Genomic DNA, 18,196 nt, shown 5'->3' on the forward strand with positions numbered 1-18,196 from the left:
TTTTACTTTGTCGGTATGCTAAACCCTTGATAAATAAAGGAATACTGACAAAACAGACAAAACAGACATAAAAATAAAATTAACATAAAGAAAAATATATAAGTAACGTGTATACGTATATTTATATAAAAAGAACTAGAAAATTTTGTCGGTTTGTCTGTATTGTCGGTAAATCTTACAGCCCCAAGGGTTTAAGGGTACAGACATAAAAATAAATTTGTCGGTATTTGTCGGTTTAGGTTAGAAAGGCAACCAGGCAAGAACCAAAACGGAGGAATAAACAAGATGGAAAACTTAGAAGCAGCTAGAAAATTAACAGACATAGCGGAGAATTTAAAGGCATTAACTGGAATGATGGCACTAATTGACATTAGCAACAGCCAAGTAAAAAATTTCTTCATAAATGCAACGTTAAGCACTGTAATAGATAGCCTAAGAAATCAAACCGAAGCCATTTCTAGCTTGAGGGATGAATTAGTAGTGCTAGACGGGGAGGAAGAATAAAGTGAATAACAGCAGGGAAACACTTCAAAAAATAACAATCTTTTACCAAGGTTGTCAAAGGCTAGATACTAATGTAATCGCATTGGCTAAGCTACAAGCAGGCATACAGGCAAGCGACAACACCAAGAACGTTAAAACGTTTAGGAAAATCTTGCAAGAAACTATGTTATGGGTGTTAGATCTAGCTAAGTTTATGGATGCACTACTATACGAGCTAAAACAATCAAACAACGGCGCTTATAGGTGTTTAGCCCAATCATTGCGTGATAGGACCAAGGAACTATACAGCACCTTAAACGAGTTCAAAAGCTGGATAGATGAATTAACACCATCCCAAAAGTAAAGAAAAAAGAGCCCTACCCCGAAGAGCACGGCCCAAGAACTGAGTTATTAGAATGACTTACTTAATAATATCATGTAAGTTAGGGGATGGCTAACGTGGACGAGCAAGCGACAGTTAGGCGGGTTAAAGATTTTTTTAGGGATGATTATAAACGAATGAAATTACTAGCTAATGCACCAGTTTTACAAGGCGTTAGCTATGATAAAACACCCGTTACCAGGTCAAAAAGTAATTACATTGAGGATCTAGCAATAAAGAGAGTAGACGCACAAAATAAATTGAAATTAGTAATCTATGCTATTAGCTGCCTGAATGAATTTGAAAAAATTGTTCTGGAGGATAAACTAATAAAAAATCTAAGAAATTGGCAAATAGAGGAGAAAATAGGGTACGGCTCAACTAGGATTTACGAACTGTACCACAAAGCTTGTATTAATTTTGCTGCTACTTTAGCCATGATTAGCGATATAGATTTGATAATAAATTAAGGGATGCACCCATTAAAGCGGGTTGCATCCCTTTTTTGCACCCTAAAACCCGGTTAAATTATCGGAGCAAAACCGGAGAAAATCGGAGTTTTTGGGAGTTTTGAAATGACTATATCGCTTTATATATCAATGTTTAGAGCGGTTAAGGCATTTTTAATTATACGTTTTACTAATTTAACAATCGGAGTTATTTTTGCACCCTAAAAATGATGGTAAATGATGGCAAATGTTGGCATTTTTTGAAAGTTGCAACCAAGGAAGATATTCAAGCCCTAATTGAATTTGCTAACGAGCAACTAAAAGAACGTTTTTAAGTCTAGCTATCCCCGTAATTCTCAAAAAAGAGAAACACGAGCAAGGTTTTTCCGAAAAAACGGAAATATTGGGGCTATTAGCCAAATTTGACTAACAGGGTAGTAAGGTCTGAAAACCTGTTAAAACCTGACATTAAATCTTATACCCCCGGGCTTTTACCTAAATCAGAAGAGCGCACACAGTCCCTCTTTTGTGTTTTACAACCACTTTTTCAATTTTTACCCTAGGGGGGGTAGCCGTATTTTTTAAAATCACCACTTTTTTAAATTTTTACCCGGGGGATGCTTTCCGGAAATTTCCGGTTTTGAGGGTTATTTAAAATTAAAAAGCATGCTCAAAAGGCCGTTATATAGATAATTGCAAGCCATGCAAAAAACTGGAGCAACGGAAATTAATTACTTGGTAAAACTTGGTAGAATACTAAGAATTACTAAGGTTAGAACTTATCAAAACTTAACATTTTACGAACGTTAAAATTATGGCCAAGCTTGATACATCAACAAAAGACTAACATTTACAATATCAGAAAAACTCAATACTACTTTTTACTACTTTCTGCACGAGTGAGAAAACAATAAAAAAAGGCGTCAACTTAACGGCCTATGTATCAGATCTAAATTTATATAAACGAGGTAATGAACTATTTAAGGGGGCTCTTTTTGGGTCTCTTTTTTAAGTCAATTCAAAACCACTTAAGTTAATAGTTAGTGTTAGGAATTGCATTAAATCAACGTTTAAAACTGTTTAAGTGTAATTAAATTATTATCCGTTTAATTTCCTTTTAATTAAAGTTAAATTTTGCTAGCGTCAATATGGGCAATAGGATAAGATAGAGGTAAGTAATACCTTTTACATAGAGTCAGACTGGGAGGGATTATCATGAATAAGGTAACGGTTCTAGGAAGTTTAAATGTTGATACCATCTTGAAAATAAACAGATTACCTAAGCCAGGCGAAACGATGCAGATGAACTCTAAGCAAAATGCTGGTGGTGGTAAAGGCGCTAACCAAGCGATTGCAGCTGCAAGATGTGGCGCCAAGACAAGCTTTATCGGTAAAATTGGTAATGATGCAAACGGAGCGATGATGTTAGAGCTCCTAAAGGAAGCAGAAATTGACACGGACGCTATTACATATTCTGCCAGCGGAACGGGCCAGGCTTTCATCTTACTCCAAGAAAGCGGGGAAAATAGCATTCTTGTTTATGGGGGGGCTAACCAAGAATTAAGCCTTGAAGATATTGACCAAGCTCAGGCTAAAATTGCCGCAAGTGATTTTTTAATTACGCAATTTGAAACACCGCTAGCCGGGGGTGAATACGCATTTGAGTTGGCCAAAAAGGCAGGGGTAAAGACGATTTTAAACCCAGCCCCAGCTAAGCAGGTTCCACCTGAAATGTTAAGCTTAACCGATTTGATAACCCCAAATGAAACCGAAGCGCAAGCCCTAACAGGGATTGAGGTTAAAGACGAAGTGTCTTGTCAACAAGCCGCCCAAAAATTACAGTCATTAGGGGTAAAAAATGTTATTATTACCCTTGGTTCTAAAGGGGCCTTCTATCAGACAAAAACCACCCACGGCTTTGTTCCTGCCTTTAAGGTCCAAGCAGTCGATACTACCGCGGCAGGAGACACTTTCCTAGGTTCCTTAAGCTCACAGCTAGACACTGATTTTACTAACATTGAAGCTGCGATTCGCTTTGCCAATAAGGCGTCTTCTTTAGCGGTCCAAAAATTAGGGGCCATTCCATCAATTCCAACCTACGCTGAAATTAGCGCCAATAACTAATTTAGTTGATAATACCAAAATGCGGATTCCTTGTTTTTACAAAGAATCCGCATTTTTAATTTATTAATGGGCTAATTAATAGTTAGCCACATTTTCGGCTGTTACACCTTCGAAACTAGTATAGACATACAAGTCATCATCACTGGCCCCTTTAAGGTCGGTGACTTTTTTCTTGTTGGCCAATAGTAAGGCGGCCTTGATGATGGTCTTTCCTTGGGAGTCAGCAGGTTGGTAGGCCGAGAAGGCTAGCTGGTTGTCTTGAATCGACTTTTTACCAGCGGCAGAAAGGTCGACCCCGCAGACGATTGGTAATTTACGCTTAGCTTGCTTAAAGGCGGCAATCGCACCTAAGGCCATATCATCATTGTTAGCTACCAAAGCATCACATGGTTGGTTGGTCTTTAAGAAGAGTTCGGTTAAATGCTGAGCCGTTTTAAGATCCCACTTACCATTGTCTAAAAAGACGTAGTTAACGTTTTTACCAGCCTTACGTAGGGTGTCTTGAAAGGCGCTAGTTCTCTTTTCAGCGGCCAAACCACTAGGTCCCCTTAAGATGGCAACGTTGATAGTATCTTTATCACTCGTTTGTTTTAAGACATAGTTGGCTTGCAGCTTACCGGCCAGTTCTTCGTTAGGACCAACATAGATATCTTGGTTAGGCTTAAGTACGCTTTTTTCTGGCTGTAAGTTGTAAAAAATAACGGGTGTTTTACCGGCAATGGCAGTGATTTCTTGAGAATTATTGGCTTCAACAGGCCTGATTAAGATGGCCGCGTAATTCATTTTGGCAACCTTTTTAACCTGAGCAATTTGGGTATCACTAGAATCATTGGCATTGTAGATATCGACTTCCATCCCATTTGCCTGAGCATTTTCCTTCATTGACGCAATCAATTTTTTACTAAAGGTATCGTTTTTAGTGTAAGTCATAATCGCAATCTTTTTACCGTTTCCGTCAGCTTGGTCATGACCACAGGCAGCTAAGAAGAAACTAGCACAAGTCAGGATTAAGCAGAGACTAAAAAATTTCTTAAGCATTGTTATCTTCACCTCTTAAACTTTGAAATGTTTAACTTGGTTAGCCAAGTCTTTAGCAGTTTGAGCTAATTGTTGAGCTTCCTTAGCCACAACCTTGCTATTACCTGAGATGTTCTTAGCTTGGGCGAGAGTGGTTTCTGAAGTAGCTAAAATTTCATCTGAACTAGCCGCTTGTTCTTCGGAAATAGCGGCCGCGTTAGTGGCGACTTCTTCAATTCCATTAATTCGTTCAACCACTTGGCTAATCATGTTACTTGTTTCGTGAATATTTTGGAAAATAGTATCAAAACTATCAACGGCAGTATTGATTAGGACGGCACTGGAATTGATGTCGTTTACGCTATCGCCAGCTTGCTTAACGGTGTCGCCTACGAGGTCGTTGACTTCCTTGATTAAATCAGAAATCTGTGACACGGAGTTAGCACTACTCTTAGCCAGGTTATTAATTTCGGTAGCTACGACCGCAAAACCTTTACCTGCTTCCCCGGCCCGAGCGGCTTCGATGGAAGCATTGAGTGATAAGAGGTTAGTTTGGTGGGCAATTTCCCCGATAATTTTGACGATATTAACGATTTCACCGGAAGCAGTCCCCACTTTATTGATAGATTCTTGCAGGTTAGTAACAGAATTTTGGATGTTATCGAGGGCAACGACAACTTGTTTCATATCCTCACGACTGTGTTCGGATACTGAAACGGTATCTTCCATTTTGACCTTAACCAAGTCACTATTGTCTTTAGTATCTGTCACCACTTCGGCTAGTTGGCTAGCGTTTTTGGCAATATCGTTAACGGAAATGGATAACTGGTCAACGGTCATGTTAAGTTCATCCATAGATTTTGATTGAGTTTCAGAGGCATCGTTCATTTCATGAGCGACCTTTTCGCTACCAGTTGCTTGGGTTTGTAGGCTGGTAGAAATTTGACTAATAGCTTTAATCATTTGCCGCATGTAAACGATGAATTTATCAACGCTCTTGCCCATTTCTGCAATTTCGTCATTTCCTTTAGTATCTACGTCGACTGTAAAGTCACCGTCAGCCATGGCGGTAATAACTTTAGTCATCTTCTTGACTGGTTTAATTGTCCGGTTAGTAACTCGTTCAACGACGATACACATGATAATTAAGGCCACAATACTGATGGCAATCATGATTAAGCGTAACTTAGAGAGGTTAGCCAAAACAACTTTAGTAGGGATGTAAGAAACTAAGACCCAGTTGGTTCCAGCAATGGTGTGGAAGGCAGTAAAGTCTGCCCCGAGTGTTTGGGTGTTATAGTTACCATGGTCTATTTGCTTAGCCGCTGCCTTATAAATGGCAGGTTGGTCGCTACTTCCGACCTTTTGAGCAACGAAGGCTGAGTTACGGTCGGCCATGACCTTCATAGTATCTTTGTTAACTAAGAAAGCTTGGGCGCCTTCCATCGAAATATTTGAGTTGACGATGGTTGAAATCCGGTCAAGGGTAAAGTCTGCTCCTAAAATCCGGAGGTTATTTGAACCATCATCGATTAAACCGGTCGCACTGATGACCTTGTGGCCGCCAGCAACGTAAGGGTCGCCAAAAGTCATGTTAACGTGGCTTAACCCTTCCTTAAACCAGGGACTGTTAACGGCGTTAGTGGTGTTTTTAGTTGACTTAGTCGCCTTAATAACAGTGCCATTTTGATCAGCAATGTAAAGGCCGTCAGGGGAATTGGTGTTGAAATTGTAGTAACCGTTAACAATTTTTTGCAACTCTGCGTCTTTAGGGTGAGCTTGTTCAATCGCCCTTTTAGCAGCGTTAAAGGATGAGAGGTTTTCGTTCATCCAATTTTCGATGCTAGTCCCTTGTTTAGCAACGGATGTTTCCAATAGTTGTGTGGCATTTTGCTTAATCATCATTGCGGAAACATTGTAGGCGATGATGACTAAGGCGACAATCATTGCACAGGTGATGGGAATAATTGCCAGTAATAATTTAGCCTTGATAGAGAAATTTTTATTTTTCATCAAGATTTTGCCGCCTCCTAAAAAATAATATCTACTTACATACTTTTATATCGGCTAAAAGAATAGAAAAATAAAGGTCAATCTACATAATTAGAAATCTATAATTAATAATTAATTAATTTTTTAAGGATAAAATGCGCTTATTTTGCGTATCTAAATAGTGAGGGGGTAAAAATATGCAGAGTGAATTAAGAACAATTCTGGCAAAGGCAATCAAGCAAAGGGCTAGTGATATTTACTTTCTACCTAAAGATGACTACTTTAGCGTTGGTTTTTCACTAGCCGGCAAGTATTGTTTCCAAAGCAAGCTGCCATTAGTTGTTGGCCAACAGTGCTTGAATTACCTGAAGTTTAAGGCGGATATGTCATTAAGTGAGCAAAGGCGGCCTCAATTAGGGGCCTGGGTGTACAAGTGGCAAGGGGAGGTGATTTTTTGCCGCTTATCTACGGTGGGTGATTTTTTGAACCGGGAATCGCTGGTGATTAGGTTGATATATGACGGAGTTAAGCAACAACAAGGCTACTTTTTTTCAGATCAGTGGGAGCTGGTTAGGACGGCTTGTCAAAAGCGGGGGATGATTATTTTTGCGGGGCCGATGGGTTCTGGTAAGACCTCGGCAATGTATTATTTTGCAAGGCAGCTGCAAGATAAGCAGGTGCTTTGTATCGAGGATCCTATTGAAATTTACGAGCCCGATTTTTTACAGCTGCAAGTAAATGACAAGGCCTTAATGGGTTATGCCGACTTATTAAAGGTAGCCTTACGCCACCACCCAGACGTGTTTATCATTGGAGAAGTACGCGATGAAGGGACGGCTCAAGCGGTGGTTAGGGCAGCTTTAAGTGGGCACTTAATTTTAACGACGGTTCACGCGCAAAGTGCCTTAGGAGTAGTGGAACGTTTAGAAAATCTAGGGTTGAGTCGCGCCGATTTAAACCAAACGGTACAGTTAATTTCGTACCAACGTTTGATACCGACTTGTGATGGGAGCGTCAAGGTGTTATTTGATCAAGTCGATAATCAGACACTGTTAACGGCTAAACCGACCCAAAGGATGTCGACAGAATGGGGGCAACGTCTTGAAAAGTGTTACCAAAACAAATGGATTAGCTTGGAAACCAAAAAGAAGTACCAAGCAGGTTAAGCGCTGGACTTTAAAAAAGCAGGCGGATTTTTTCAGTCTCTTGGCCGATTTACTTGCGGCGGGTTTTTCCTTAAAACAAGCAATGAGTAACTTAGTGATTTTAAATAATAAGCAAGGCTCGGCTTTAACTGAAATCTTGGCCAAATTAGAGGAGGGGCAGCAGTTGAGTTTAGCTTTAAAGGATTATGTGTCCCAGGCAACCTACTACCAGTTATTGATAGCTGAAAGACATGGGCAGTTAGATGAAAGCATTGCTCAGTTAGGTAAACTTTTAAAAAGGCGGATAGCTCAAAGGGCAAAATTGCAATCCCTACTAATCTATCCCCTATTACTATTGGGCTTATTAGTGCTGATAATTGTTGCTGTGCATGTTTGGTTGCGACCGGAGCTTGCACAATTTGGGATGATGCCTAATCCTGCAGGCCAAATTAATTGGGTAAAGCTAAGTGGGTATTGTTTAGCGGTGATTTTAGTAATAGTTGGGGTGTATTTAGGCAAGTTATTTTGGTGGTGGAAAAAGCAACCAACGTTAACTAAGCACCATTGGTACAGTCAACTCCCTTTGATAGGTAAGTTTTACCGCCAGTACAGTTACTATTACTTGAGCTTCAATTTAGGTTTGCTCTTACAAAGTGGGATGGACTTTCAACAAATTTGTTATTTTTTAGGAGACTTTGATAAGCAGTCGTTGCTGTATCAATTAGGTTTGCAATTAAGGTTATGGTTAGAAAAAGGAGATGAATTAAGGGAATTTATTGCTCTTTATCCGTTTATCCCGCCAGAGTTAGTCTTCTTTTTTAGTAAAGGGCAAACCCAAGCGGAGTTGAGTAAGGAGATTTTACTTTATTCACAGCTAGCGTATCAAAAGTTATTAAGACAGTTGGATAATTTAATTAACCTAGTACAACCCTTGTTATTCTTAGTGATTGCAGCCATTATTATTGGCACCTACCTAGCAATCTTATTACCTTTATATCGGAATATGGGAGGACTTTACAGATGAGAAAAAATTCTACAAAATCAGCTTTTACCTTGATTGAAATGGCAGTGGTACTATTTATCATCAGTTTATTATTACTGATTGTGATTCCAAACGTTAGTAACCAAAAGAAGCACGCGGGTAGCATTAGCGATGAGGCCTTAAAAACAGAGTTGACCACGCAAAGGCAGCTGTATTTAAGTGATAATCCCGAAGCCACTAGTGTAAGCCTTGAAGAACTACAAGCGGCTAATTATTTAACTGCTAATCAGGTAAAACAAATTAGGGAGCATAAGTTAGATGAAGGTTAAACATAACAAGCAAGCCTTCACCCTAATTGAAATGATAATTGTTCTGGCTTTGGTCTCAGTGCTACTACTGATTGGCTTTTTTCCAGTCAAAACAATGATAGCTTCTTATCAAGAACAACAATTTTGGCGGACATTTAACCAGGCTTGGTCTAAAACGGCTATAACTGCCGAGAGGAAAGGGTGTGTTGCGGAAGTAGCATTTCATAGTAAGGAAATAGAGTTTAGCGACTATGCTGAAAATACTAGGGGGCAAAAGCGGCACAGTCAAATTATAACATTGCCTCCTAGTCTCCAGGTTTTGACTAAGTTTGCTTACGCTGATTTTTATAAAAATGGGGGGACTAAGTTCATGAAGGTCGTGTTTTATTCTAAGCTTCACCAAGTAAAGTATACATTAATCCCACAGGTGGGATATGGAGGGAGGTATCGGCTTGAAGTTACGAAGTAAACAAGGTTTCATTTTAGCGGATAGTTTAGTCGGATTATTAATAGGCATTATAGGGATGAGCATCTTTATCGGCGTGCAAACTCAATTTGAACCACTCAGAAAAGATGCGGTTCGTGAGGCAATTAACTATCAAAGTTTAGCTGATAAAAGTGAACAGCAGTATTTAGCCAGTAAACAAGGGGGGCTAGATAAGATTGTGGTTAATGGAGTTACGGTCCAAAAAGAGGCATAAGGCCTTTACTTTATTGGAAACTATTATCGCCTTAGTGGTCACTAGTATTGGTTTGAGTTTATTTATGGGATTTATGCTTAACCTAAAAAGCAACCTAAGTAGTGTCCGCCAAGATGATTTAGCCCAAGTCGAGCAATTAGTGAGCGTGTTAAAGACTCGCGGCTTGTCCTTGGAATATAAAGGAACGTCGTTTGGTAACGTTGTTTTTTACAGTCCCCCTCGTCAAGCTAATTACCAACTTAAGTATGAGCGCAATAAGATTTGGCTAAATCAAGATGGACAAGGATATATGCCCCTGTTGTTTGATGTAGAAGCTTTTAAAACTAAGTGGCATGATGAAAATTATACGCTTGATCTAGAGGTTAAGTTACACGGAAAGGTGATTAAACGTGAAGTGGTCTTTGCAAAAGCTAAGCCTCCCAAAGAAAAACAGGCCCCTAAAAATGAAGGCTAATCTATTGTTAAGCGGGGCGTTACTGTTAATGCTCATCAGTAGCTTATTATTGGGACAGTGCCTGTACTATCAGTTTCAAATACAACTTTACAGGCAAATTAGCTATGAGAGCCAAGCAAGGTCGATTTATAATTTGGCCAGGATTAATCGGTTACAACCAAAGGAGCAGCTACAAACAAATTTAGGGAGGGCTGCTAACCAAGGAAACGATTATCGAATAACATTGAAGAATGGGTGGATTTATACTTATCCTGCAGCCGACTAGGGCTTTTTCTTGAAAATCAAGGCAATAATCGTTAAACTTATACAAGGAAAATTTGTATGAGGTGACAATTGTGGGAATTGAGAAAATCGAGCAAACATTTACGAGCTTAAAAGAAGCGGTGGCATTACTTAAAAAGGAACTACAAGTTAGTTATCTGGACGCTTTAATTGAAACAGGGGACAACTTATTGGCCAAAGAAGTTCACGTCGAAGACGGCCTTCCTACCGCTGAAGTAAAAACGCGGCTAGAAGAGTTATATGCTAACGCTCAATTGGCCGGTCTAACTACCGAACAGCGGCGGCAAGTAATGCAATTACTGCTACTTCAAGCTTACAAGCAAGAAAAAATTCAAGCTAACCACCAAATGACTCCGGACACGATTGGCTTTTTGGTGGAATATCTTTTGGAAAAGGTCTTGCCTAAAAAACAAGGGCTAGCTTTGTTAGATTTAACTGTAGGTACCGGCAACCTCTTAACGGCCATTCTTTCAAAGTTAAATCAAAATGGCTGGCCTAAGATTCAAGCTTACGGAGTAGATAATGACGATACTTTAATCACCTTAGCTAGCATGGCCACTCAGATTGAACAAATCTCGGTTGATTTATTTCACCAAGATGCATTAGATGGCTTATTGTTACCGAAGGTTGATGTAGTAGTTAGTGATTTGCCAGTGGGCTATTATCCCTTGGATGAACGGGTAACTCAGTTTAAAACGCGGGCAAAAAAGGGTCACTCATACGTGCATCACTTGCTGATTGAGCAAGCTGTTAACCAGTTGAAACCGGCTGGCTTTGGAATCTTTGTGGTGCCTAAAGGCTTATTTGAAAGTCCTGAGGCTAAGGGGTTGTTAGATTATATTCAAGCTAATGCCTATTTGCAAGGGATGTTGAACTTACCTCAAGATTTATTTGCAAGTAAGCGGGGGCAAAAGGCGATTTTATTATTGCAAAAGCATGGAAGTGGCGCTAAGCAGGCTAAGCAAATCTTATTAGGAGACTTCCCTAGTTTTAAGCACAAGGAGCAGTTCCAAGCCTTCTTAGGGCAGATTGATCAATGGGAAAGAAATAGTTTGATGAAATAAATTCACTTATAGATGAAATAGTTGAGTTTTACTACACGTAATATCTATGTTAGGCTAGTAGTTGTAAACTTCAAGGGACTTGCTTGTCCGCCGGAGTTTAAAACTATTAGTTTTTTTGTATATAAGATGAAACGTGAGGAGAAATCATGGCACAAGAAGAATATGCACGTAAATTGAAGAGTAGGCACATTCAGTTGATTGCCTTAGGGGGAACGATTGGAACCGGCTTGTTCTTAGGATCAGGTAAATCTATCCACTTAGCCGGACCATCGATTGTTTTGGCTTACCTATTAACTGGGGGAATTTGCTTCTTATTAATGAGGGCAATGGGAGAATTGTTGCTTTCGGATTTAAAAACCCATTCTTTTATTGACTTTATTGCTAAGTATCTAGGAAAAGAAGTCGGTTTTGTGGCTGGCTGGACTTACTGGATCTGCTGGATTACTATTGCGATGGCCGATGTTACCGCAACTGGGATGTACATTCAGTATTGGTTTCCCGATATACCTAGATGGTTGCCAGGCTTAATTGCGATTGCTATTTTGTTAGGCTTGAACTTGATAACAGTTGGTTTATTCGGGGAAACCGAATTTTGGTTCGCGTTAGTTAAGATTTTGGCTATTGTTGCCTTAATCATGGCGGGAATTGTCATGGTGATTGTAGGGTTTAAAACACCGCTAGGTCACGCTAGCTTAGGCAATTTAGTTAATTATGGTGGCTTTTTTCCAAAGGGTATCAAGGGCTTTTTAATGTCATTTCAAATGGTGACGTTTGGCTTTATCGGGATTGAGATGATCGGCGTTACTGCTTCTGAAGCAGAAAATCCAACTAAGGTAATTCCTAAGGCAATTAATGAAATTCCAACTAGAATTATTATTTTCTACGTTGGCTCACTGTTAGCGTTAATGTCAATCTATCCTTGGACTAAGATTTCCACTACTGATAGTCCCTTCGTTCAGGTTTTTGGTGATATCGGAATTAGTGCGGCTGCCGGGGTGATTAACTTTGTGGTCCTAACAGCGGCAGCCTCCGCTTGCAATAGCTCACTCTTTTCAACTGGGCGGATGCTATTTTCCTTGAATTATGGTAAAGAAGGAAAGTTCGCGCGAAAAATGAGTAGTCTTTCCAGAACACAGGTGCCTGCAAACGGGTTGATATTTTCTGCGGCGGTAATTGCATTAGCAGTAATTGCAGAATTTATTGTCCCTAACGCAAGTGTGGTATTTACCTTTATCTCTAGCGTGGCGACCGTATGTTTCCTATTTATCTGGGGAGCAATTGTCTTGGCACACTTGCGCTACCGGAAGAGCTTGCAAAGACAAGGGTTAGAAAATCCAGTTAGCTTTAAGTTACCCCTCTTTCCAGTAGCTAATTACTTAATTTTATTATTCCTAGCATTTGTAGGGGTCATCATGTGCTTTGATCAAACTACTTTTTATGCGCTATTGGCGGCATTAATTTGGTTTGGCGGCCTGTATATGGCACTCCGTCTTCAAAGGACAAAATAAACTGTAATATGGGAGCGTTCGGCATTTTAGGCGGAGCGCTTTTTTTTAGCCTAAATTCGGTGTAAAATTGAAAATAAATATTATTTGAGGAAGTGAGTGTTTGAATTCTGAAAAGAAGGTTCGGCGTGAAGCGCAGTTAGCAAGAAAAGCCGAGACAATCAAAGCCTTTGCTAGTGAAATAAGGATGCAAAGCGAAACAGAAATGACGATAGACGGTCATCCTTATGTGTTATTGTTAAACTATCGTCAGGGCTTTCAAATTGAAAAGCTTCAAGAACGGTTTAGCCAAATTTTAACTAAATATGATTATATTGTTGGTGACTGGGGTTATGATCAGTTACGCTTGCATGGTTTTTATGAGGTCGGTAGCAAGAAGGGCAGCCCTAGTCAAAATATTGACCGCTTAGAGGATTACTTGTATGAGTACTGCAATTTTGGCTGTGCCTACTTTGTCTTGCGAAATTTAGATGTTCAAAAGCCTGAACCGATTCCGGCAAGTGCCAAAAAGAAGCCGGCTAACCGCAAGGCGCGTGAACGACGCTATAAGGATAAGGCCTACTTAGAAGAACGGGTTTACCCGTTAAAGAAGAGGCCCCGGAAATTTAAGCCAGCAAGGGCTAATAATGTCAAGAAACCAGGTAAAAAACGGCATTTTACAATTAGACAGAAAGGTTAAGAAAAAGCATAATGAGAGATTACAAGGGATATTTGATTGATTTAGACGGTACAATTTATAAAGGAAAAATTAAGATACCGGCAGCTAAACGGTTTGTTGAGCAACTCCAGACAAGAAAGAAGGACTTTTTATTTGTAACCAATAATAGTACTAAAAGTCCGGAGGAAGTAGCTACTAATTTAGCCACCAATTTCGATATTCATGTTAGCCCTGAAAACATTTATACAACGGCGTTAGCGACAGCTGATTATGTGGCTGATTTAGATGAAAAGAAGCGAACAGTTTATCCGATTGGTGAATTAGGGTTAAAGCAAGCCCTATTAGATAAGGGTTTTCGCTTTGAGGAATACCAGCCAGATTATGTGATTGTGGGGCTTGATTATGACGTGACCTACCACAAATTTGAATTAGCAACTTTAGCCATTAAGCGGGGGGCTAAGTTTATTGGGACTAACGCAGACACTAACTTACCAAATGAACGGGGCTTGGTTCCAGGTGCTGGGTCAGTTATTGCTTTGGTTGAATGTTCGACCCAACAAAAGGCAACTTACATTGGTAAACCTGAACCAATTATTATGGAAAAGGCCCTTAGAAAGATTGGGTTGTCCAAAGATGAAGTAATTATGGTAGGCGATAACTATATGACTGACATTAAGGCGGGAATTAATTTTGGCATTGATACGCTCTTAGTCTACACCGGAGTTTCTACCAAAGAACAAGTTGCCAAAATGGACGTTAAGCCGACTTATGAACTGGATTCCCTGGATGAGTGGAGTTTTGATGAATAAATTAAAACTAACAGAGGGCTTACTATTGGTAGTGTTTTATTTAGCAATTTTCAGTGCTTGTATTGCCATTACCATTAACTTTAGGGGCTTATATTACTACTTTGTTTGGCACCAAGATTTAGGTTCAAAAGTAGGGCTCAGCAATCACCAGTTAATAACAACTTATCAACGCCTGTTAGCTTACTTAAATTATCCGTGGGTGCAGCAATTAGATTTAGGTCTGCCAACTTCTTTTAACGCCATGCACCACTTTACCGAGGTCAAGGCCTTGTTCTTTAAAAATTATCTGATTCTAGCTACTAGTTTTCCAGTTAGTTGTTGGTGGTTAAAAGGCCTGTGGCAAAAGCGACGGTTATTTATCTTGATTACCCCATGCTATTACTTGCTTTCATTAGGGGTGGTCGTATTGACACTCATGGTTACTAACTTTAATAAATTTTTTGTTACCTTTCACCGGTTACTTTTTGCAAATAATGATTGGTTGTTTGACCCTAAGTTAGACCCAATTATCAATGCGTTGCCTGCCTCTTATTTTTTGGCCGCTTTTAGTTTATTTATCTTGTTAGTATTTATTTCCTTAGTAGGAATTATCGGGATTGCTAGATACCAGTTAAAACACCTATAGAACAAAAAAACCTGTGCATCATTGAGCTGCACAGGTTTTTTAATAATTAGGCTTTTTGACCAAGTCGACTTTTTATAAAGGTGATAACTGCTGGTAGTAAGGAAACAAGAATGATTCCCAAGACAATCATTGAGAAGTGTTCTTTGACTAGCGGGAAGTTACCGAAGAAATGACCGCCCCCACAACAAAGGGCAACCCAAGCGGTAGCACCTGCCAAGTTATAGCGAATAAACTGGCTATATTTATAACCACTGGCTCCGGCAACAAAGGGAGCAAAGGTTCTGATAATTGGCATGAAGCGGGCTAAGGTAATGGAGATGCCCCCGTGTCTTTCAAAAAACTTTTCGGTTTTGGTGATATTTTCTTCTTTGATAAAACGCCCAAAGAAGGGGTGGCTGGTAATGGATTTACCAATAGTATGGCCAATAAAGAAGTTTAATGAATCCCCAGCAACAGCAGCTACCCAAAAAAGGACAACGAAGATTCCGGTGTGCAAGTTGTAAATTGGGTTAGCGGATAGTGCACAGGCTGCAAATAACAGCGAATCACCAGGTAAAAATGGCATGATTACCGCCCCGGTTTCGATAAAGATGATAGCAAAGACGATTAGATAGGTCCAACTACCAAAAGTGTTAACGATAGTAACGAGGTGCGTGTCAATGTGTAATACGAAATCAATAAAGAGTTGAATGATATTCAAGGTTTAAGTACTCCTTTGATATAGTAGTTAAGCAGTTACTGCTTTTTTAAGTTTACTAGAAAGTTAGCCAAAAATAAGTTAAGTTTCTCTTATTTTTTCTGAGCCTGGTTAAATGCTTTAATAAGCTGAGTGCTATGGGCGGGTTGTCGTTTTTCTGGATAGACGTAGAGCAGAGCATTATTAATGGCATTGGGTGCTTCACCCAGGCCGGTTGCAATTAGGTCAATTTTACCTTCATGATAAGCACTGTCACCGATAGCATAGACACCTGGAATATTAGTTTCTTGTGCTTGGTTAACCTTAATTGCGCGGTTTTGCATTTCAAGCCCCCAAGAGGAGATAATTTTATTATCGGAAACAAAACCGTAATTAACCAGTAAATGATCAACCGTTATGGCTTTAGTTTCTTGGGAGCGAACTTTTTGCAAGGTAATAGTTAGTTTATCGGTTGCAGCTGGTGAGAGTTCTTTAATGGTATAAGGAGTCTCAAAGTTAGTTTTAGTTTCCTTTAACTTGGCTAAATTGCTTTCGAGTGCCCTAAATTTGTCACGCCTATGAATTAAATGTACTGATTTGGCCTGAGGGTATAAGGTTAAAGCCCAATCAATCGCAGAATCCCCGCCACCAGCGATGGCTAAGTCTTTGCCAGCAAAAGTTGTCGGGTCTGTGACAAAATAGCGTAGCTGCTTGCCTTCTAGTTGGCTAGCATTATCAAGTGTTAACCTCCTGGGTTCGAAGGCACCGATTCCGGCAGCGATTATAATTGAGCGAGAGTAGGTGGTTCTTTTGCTAGTTTTAATCAGAAAACCTTCAGGAGTTTTTTCAAAGCCAAGGACCGTTTCGCCCAGGAAAATATCAGGCTTAAAAGCTAGTGTTTGCTTTTCAAAGTTTTTAATTAAGTCCTCGCCACTAATTTCATAGAAGCCAGGAATATCATAAATCTTTTTAGCAGGGAAAAGGGTACTTACTTGTCCCCCTAATTGATCGAGACTTTCAATGATTTGGGTTTTTGCTAGACGCATACGAGCATAAGTGGCGGCAAATAAACCAACGGGGCCGCCACCGATGATAGTAATATCGTAGTATGCAGTTTCAGTCATTATCTAGAAAACATTCCTTTCGTAAAAATAGTAGATACGCTATAAGATTAGCATAAAAAGTAAGTAAAGGAAAACGTAAAGTATGGTATACTAATTAGGTATTTATAATTGGAAGGAGATTTTTATGTATCCACAATTGAACTTAGCTGCAGTTGAAGGACCAGTAGCAACATTTAAGACTAATAAAGGGGATTTTGCGATTAAGTTATTTCCTAAGCAAGCCCCTAAAACGGTTGAAAACTTTTTAGGTTTAGTAGCTAAAAATTATTATGATGGCATTATTTTTCACCGTGTAATCAAAGACTTTATGATTCAAGGTGGGGACCCAACTGGAACCGGAATGGGTGGTCAAAGTTTATGGGGTGCGCCTTTTGAAGATGAATTTTCTAATGAGTTATTTAATATTCGGGGGGCACTTTCAATGGCTAATGCCGGCCCGGCGACAAATGGTAGTCAATTCTTTATAGTTCAAAACCAAAATATACCTGCTCAAATGGAAGAACAAATGGTAGCCGCTGGTTATCCTAAAGAAATTATTGAAGCTTATCGGCAAGGTGGGACCCCATGGCTTGATCACAGACATACTGTTTTTGGTCAAGTTGTTTCGGGAATGGAAATTGTTGATGAAATTGCAAATGTTGAAACGGGGATTCAAGATAAGCCTGTAGAAGATGTTGTGATTAAGACGATTGAAGTTAGCGAATAATTTACTTAGAAGTTAGTTTAAAGGAGGTAGTTAACAATTGTTAGCTGCCTTTTTTATTATTCAAGATAATTTTATGTTATTATGATATTTGGAGACTAAGTTTGATAGGTGGTGGAACACGTGGATTATAAAATTGGGATGATATTGGAAGGAAAGGTAACCGGGATTCAAGCTTACGGTGCCTTTGTTTCATTGGATGCTCAGACGCAAGGTTTGATTCATATTTCAGAATGTCATCATGGGTATGTAGACAATATAGAACATTTTTTACAAGTAGGGCAAAAAGTTCGGGTAATCATCATAGATATCGATGAGTACACTGGCAAAATTTCCCTATCTGTTCGGTGTTTAGAAAAGCCGTTTGATTTTTCTAAAGCCAACAAGAGGGTGCATTACCAACATAAAAAGTTTTGGACAAACAAGCATGCCCAAGAGGGATTTGCTCCAATTGCAGAAAGGCTAGATGGTTGGGTGAAACAAGCACTGGTTGATATTGATGCAGGTAAGTAATTTTTATTAAAATAATGCTTGACGGGCCAAAATAATCTTGCTATTATATTTTTTGTTGCTGATTTGAAATAATTAGTTTTGAGTAAAAATAGTTCTTGACAATCAGCTTTGCTTTTAAGTAAAATATAGAAGTTGTCGCTATTAAGAAATTATTTTTTAAAAGATAATGCTTGACATTAAAAATGATGATTGATATCATA

At 39.3% G+C, this 18,196-nt stretch carries 22 protein-coding genes; 18 read left to right on the plus strand and 4 right to left on the minus strand.

Annotation, left to right across the window (positions count from 1 at the left end):
• Positions 1-285: 285 nt before the first annotated feature.
• The 4 genes from N4597_RS03275 to rbsK all read left to right on the plus strand — a co-directional run bounded on the left by N4597_RS03275 (position 286) and on the right by rbsK (position 3,438).
• Positions 286-504: a hypothetical protein gene (locus tag N4597_RS03275; RefSeq protein WP_260904608.1), complete on the plus strand. Its 219-nt coding sequence runs from the start codon at positions 286-288 to the stop codon at positions 502-504.
• Position 505: 1 nt separating this feature from the next.
• Positions 506-847 (plus strand): hypothetical protein, encoded by a 342-nt coding sequence (locus N4597_RS03280; protein ID WP_260904610.1) that lies wholly within the window; start codon positions 506-508, stop codon positions 845-847.
• A gap of 95 nt (positions 848-942) precedes the next feature.
• Complete coding sequence (locus N4597_RS03285; RefSeq protein ID WP_260904612.1) at positions 943-1,335, plus strand: ArpU family phage packaging/lysis transcriptional regulator; 393 nt, start codon at positions 943-945, stop codon at positions 1,333-1,335.
• Between the two features lie 1,194 nt (positions 1,336-2,529).
• A complete protein-coding gene (gene rbsK / locus N4597_RS03290) occupies positions 2,530-3,438 on the plus strand; it encodes a ribokinase (protein WP_260904614.1) in 909 nt (302 codons plus the stop codon).
• A gap of 75 nt (positions 3,439-3,513) precedes the next feature.
• Here the strand turns inward: rbsK and N4597_RS03295 are convergent, their stop codons facing one another.
• Both N4597_RS03295 and N4597_RS03300 read right to left on the minus strand, forming a co-directional pair.
• Positions 3,514-4,476, minus strand: a complete 963-nt coding sequence (locus N4597_RS03295) for a sugar ABC transporter substrate-binding protein (RefSeq protein WP_050610755.1) — start codon at positions 4,474-4,476, stop codon at positions 3,514-3,516.
• Between the two features lie 15 nt (positions 4,477-4,491).
• On the minus strand, positions 4,492-6,468 hold the full coding sequence (locus N4597_RS03300) for a methyl-accepting chemotaxis protein (RefSeq protein ID WP_225439723.1): 1,977 nt from the start codon (positions 6,466-6,468) through the stop codon (positions 4,492-4,494).
• A 176-nt stretch (positions 6,469-6,644) separates the two neighbouring features.
• Here N4597_RS03300 and comGA point away from each other — a divergent pair, with 176 nt between their 5' ends.
• The 12 genes from comGA to N4597_RS03360 all read left to right on the plus strand — a co-directional run bounded on the left by comGA (position 6,645) and on the right by N4597_RS03360 (position 14,980).
• Complete coding sequence (gene comGA / locus N4597_RS03305) at positions 6,645-7,613, plus strand: competence type IV pilus ATPase ComGA (protein WP_089144486.1); 969 nt, start codon at positions 6,645-6,647, stop codon at positions 7,611-7,613.
• Positions 7,549-8,616, plus strand: a complete 1,068-nt coding sequence (gene comGB / locus N4597_RS03310; protein ID WP_225439721.1) for a competence type IV pilus assembly protein ComGB — start codon at positions 7,549-7,551, stop codon at positions 8,614-8,616. Before comGA ends, comGB begins: the two co-directional genes overlap by 65 nt.
• Positions 8,613-8,903, plus strand: coding sequence for a prepilin-type N-terminal cleavage/methylation domain-containing protein (locus N4597_RS03315; protein ID WP_050610752.1), 291 nt, complete (start codon positions 8,613-8,615; stop codon positions 8,901-8,903). The genes comGB and N4597_RS03315 overlap by 4 nt, the downstream gene beginning before the upstream one ends.
• Complete coding sequence (locus tag N4597_RS03320) at positions 8,893-9,351, plus strand: prepilin-type N-terminal cleavage/methylation domain-containing protein (protein ID WP_056976152.1); 459 nt, start codon at positions 8,893-8,895, stop codon at positions 9,349-9,351. Before N4597_RS03315 ends, N4597_RS03320 begins: the two co-directional genes overlap by 11 nt.
• Positions 9,335-9,583, plus strand: coding sequence for a hypothetical protein (locus tag N4597_RS03325; RefSeq protein WP_167589680.1), 249 nt, complete (start codon positions 9,335-9,337; stop codon positions 9,581-9,583). The genes N4597_RS03320 and N4597_RS03325 overlap by 17 nt, the downstream gene beginning before the upstream one ends.
• 13 nt (positions 9,584-9,596) lie before the next feature.
• Positions 9,597-10,037, plus strand: a complete 441-nt coding sequence (locus N4597_RS03330; RefSeq protein ID WP_172576316.1) for a hypothetical protein — start codon at positions 9,597-9,599, stop codon at positions 10,035-10,037.
• Positions 10,027-10,302 (plus strand): hypothetical protein, encoded by a 276-nt coding sequence (locus N4597_RS03335; protein WP_056976147.1) that lies wholly within the window; start codon positions 10,027-10,029, stop codon positions 10,300-10,302. The genes N4597_RS03330 and N4597_RS03335 overlap by 11 nt, the downstream gene beginning before the upstream one ends.
• A gap of 70 nt (positions 10,303-10,372) precedes the next feature.
• Positions 10,373-11,383, plus strand: coding sequence for a class I SAM-dependent methyltransferase (locus N4597_RS03340; protein ID WP_167589682.1), 1,011 nt, complete (start codon positions 10,373-10,375; stop codon positions 11,381-11,383).
• A 146-nt stretch (positions 11,384-11,529) separates the two neighbouring features.
• Positions 11,530-12,891, plus strand: coding sequence for an amino acid permease (locus N4597_RS03345; RefSeq protein ID WP_056976143.1), 1,362 nt, complete (start codon positions 11,530-11,532; stop codon positions 12,889-12,891).
• A gap of 100 nt (positions 12,892-12,991) precedes the next feature.
• Complete coding sequence (locus tag N4597_RS03350) at positions 12,992-13,567, plus strand: YutD family protein (RefSeq protein ID WP_260904624.1); 576 nt, start codon at positions 12,992-12,994, stop codon at positions 13,565-13,567.
• 11 nt (positions 13,568-13,578) lie between these two features.
• On the plus strand, positions 13,579-14,355 hold the full coding sequence (locus tag N4597_RS03355) for a TIGR01457 family HAD-type hydrolase (protein WP_260904626.1): 777 nt from the start codon (positions 13,579-13,581) through the stop codon (positions 14,353-14,355).
• Positions 14,348-14,980, plus strand: a complete 633-nt coding sequence (locus N4597_RS03360) for a TIGR01906 family membrane protein (protein ID WP_172585959.1) — start codon at positions 14,348-14,350, stop codon at positions 14,978-14,980. Before N4597_RS03355 ends, N4597_RS03360 begins: the two co-directional genes overlap by 8 nt.
• Positions 14,981-15,026: 46 nt before the next feature.
• On the opposite strand, the gene N4597_RS03365 is transcribed toward N4597_RS03360, so the two are convergent.
• Together N4597_RS03365 and N4597_RS03370 are read right to left on the minus strand one after the other, a co-directional pair.
• Positions 15,027-15,671: a VTT domain-containing protein gene (locus N4597_RS03365; protein ID WP_260905204.1), complete on the minus strand. Its 645-nt coding sequence runs from the start codon at positions 15,669-15,671 to the stop codon at positions 15,027-15,029.
• 98 nt (positions 15,672-15,769) lie between these two features.
• Positions 15,770-16,780 carry an NAD(P)/FAD-dependent oxidoreductase gene (locus N4597_RS03370; protein ID WP_172585864.1) on the minus strand — a complete coding sequence of 337 codons (1,011 nt, stop codon included), beginning with the start codon at positions 16,778-16,780 and terminating at the stop codon, positions 15,770-15,772.
• Positions 16,781-16,904: 124 nt separating this feature from the next.
• Here N4597_RS03370 and N4597_RS03375 point away from each other — a divergent pair, with 124 nt between their 5' ends.
• Positions 16,905-17,486, plus strand: coding sequence for a peptidylprolyl isomerase (locus tag N4597_RS03375; protein ID WP_260904630.1), 582 nt, complete (start codon positions 16,905-16,907; stop codon positions 17,484-17,486).
• A 120-nt stretch (positions 17,487-17,606) separates the two neighbouring features.
• Positions 17,607-17,996, plus strand: a complete 390-nt coding sequence (locus N4597_RS03380; RefSeq protein ID WP_050610740.1) for a CvfD/Ygs/GSP13 family RNA-binding post-transcriptional regulator — start codon at positions 17,607-17,609, stop codon at positions 17,994-17,996.
• Positions 17,997-18,196 lie beyond the last annotated feature (200 nt).

Source organism: Ligilactobacillus agilis (genome assembly GCF_025311475.1).
GTDB lineage: Bacteria > Bacillota > Bacilli > Lactobacillales > Lactobacillaceae > Ligilactobacillus > Ligilactobacillus agilis.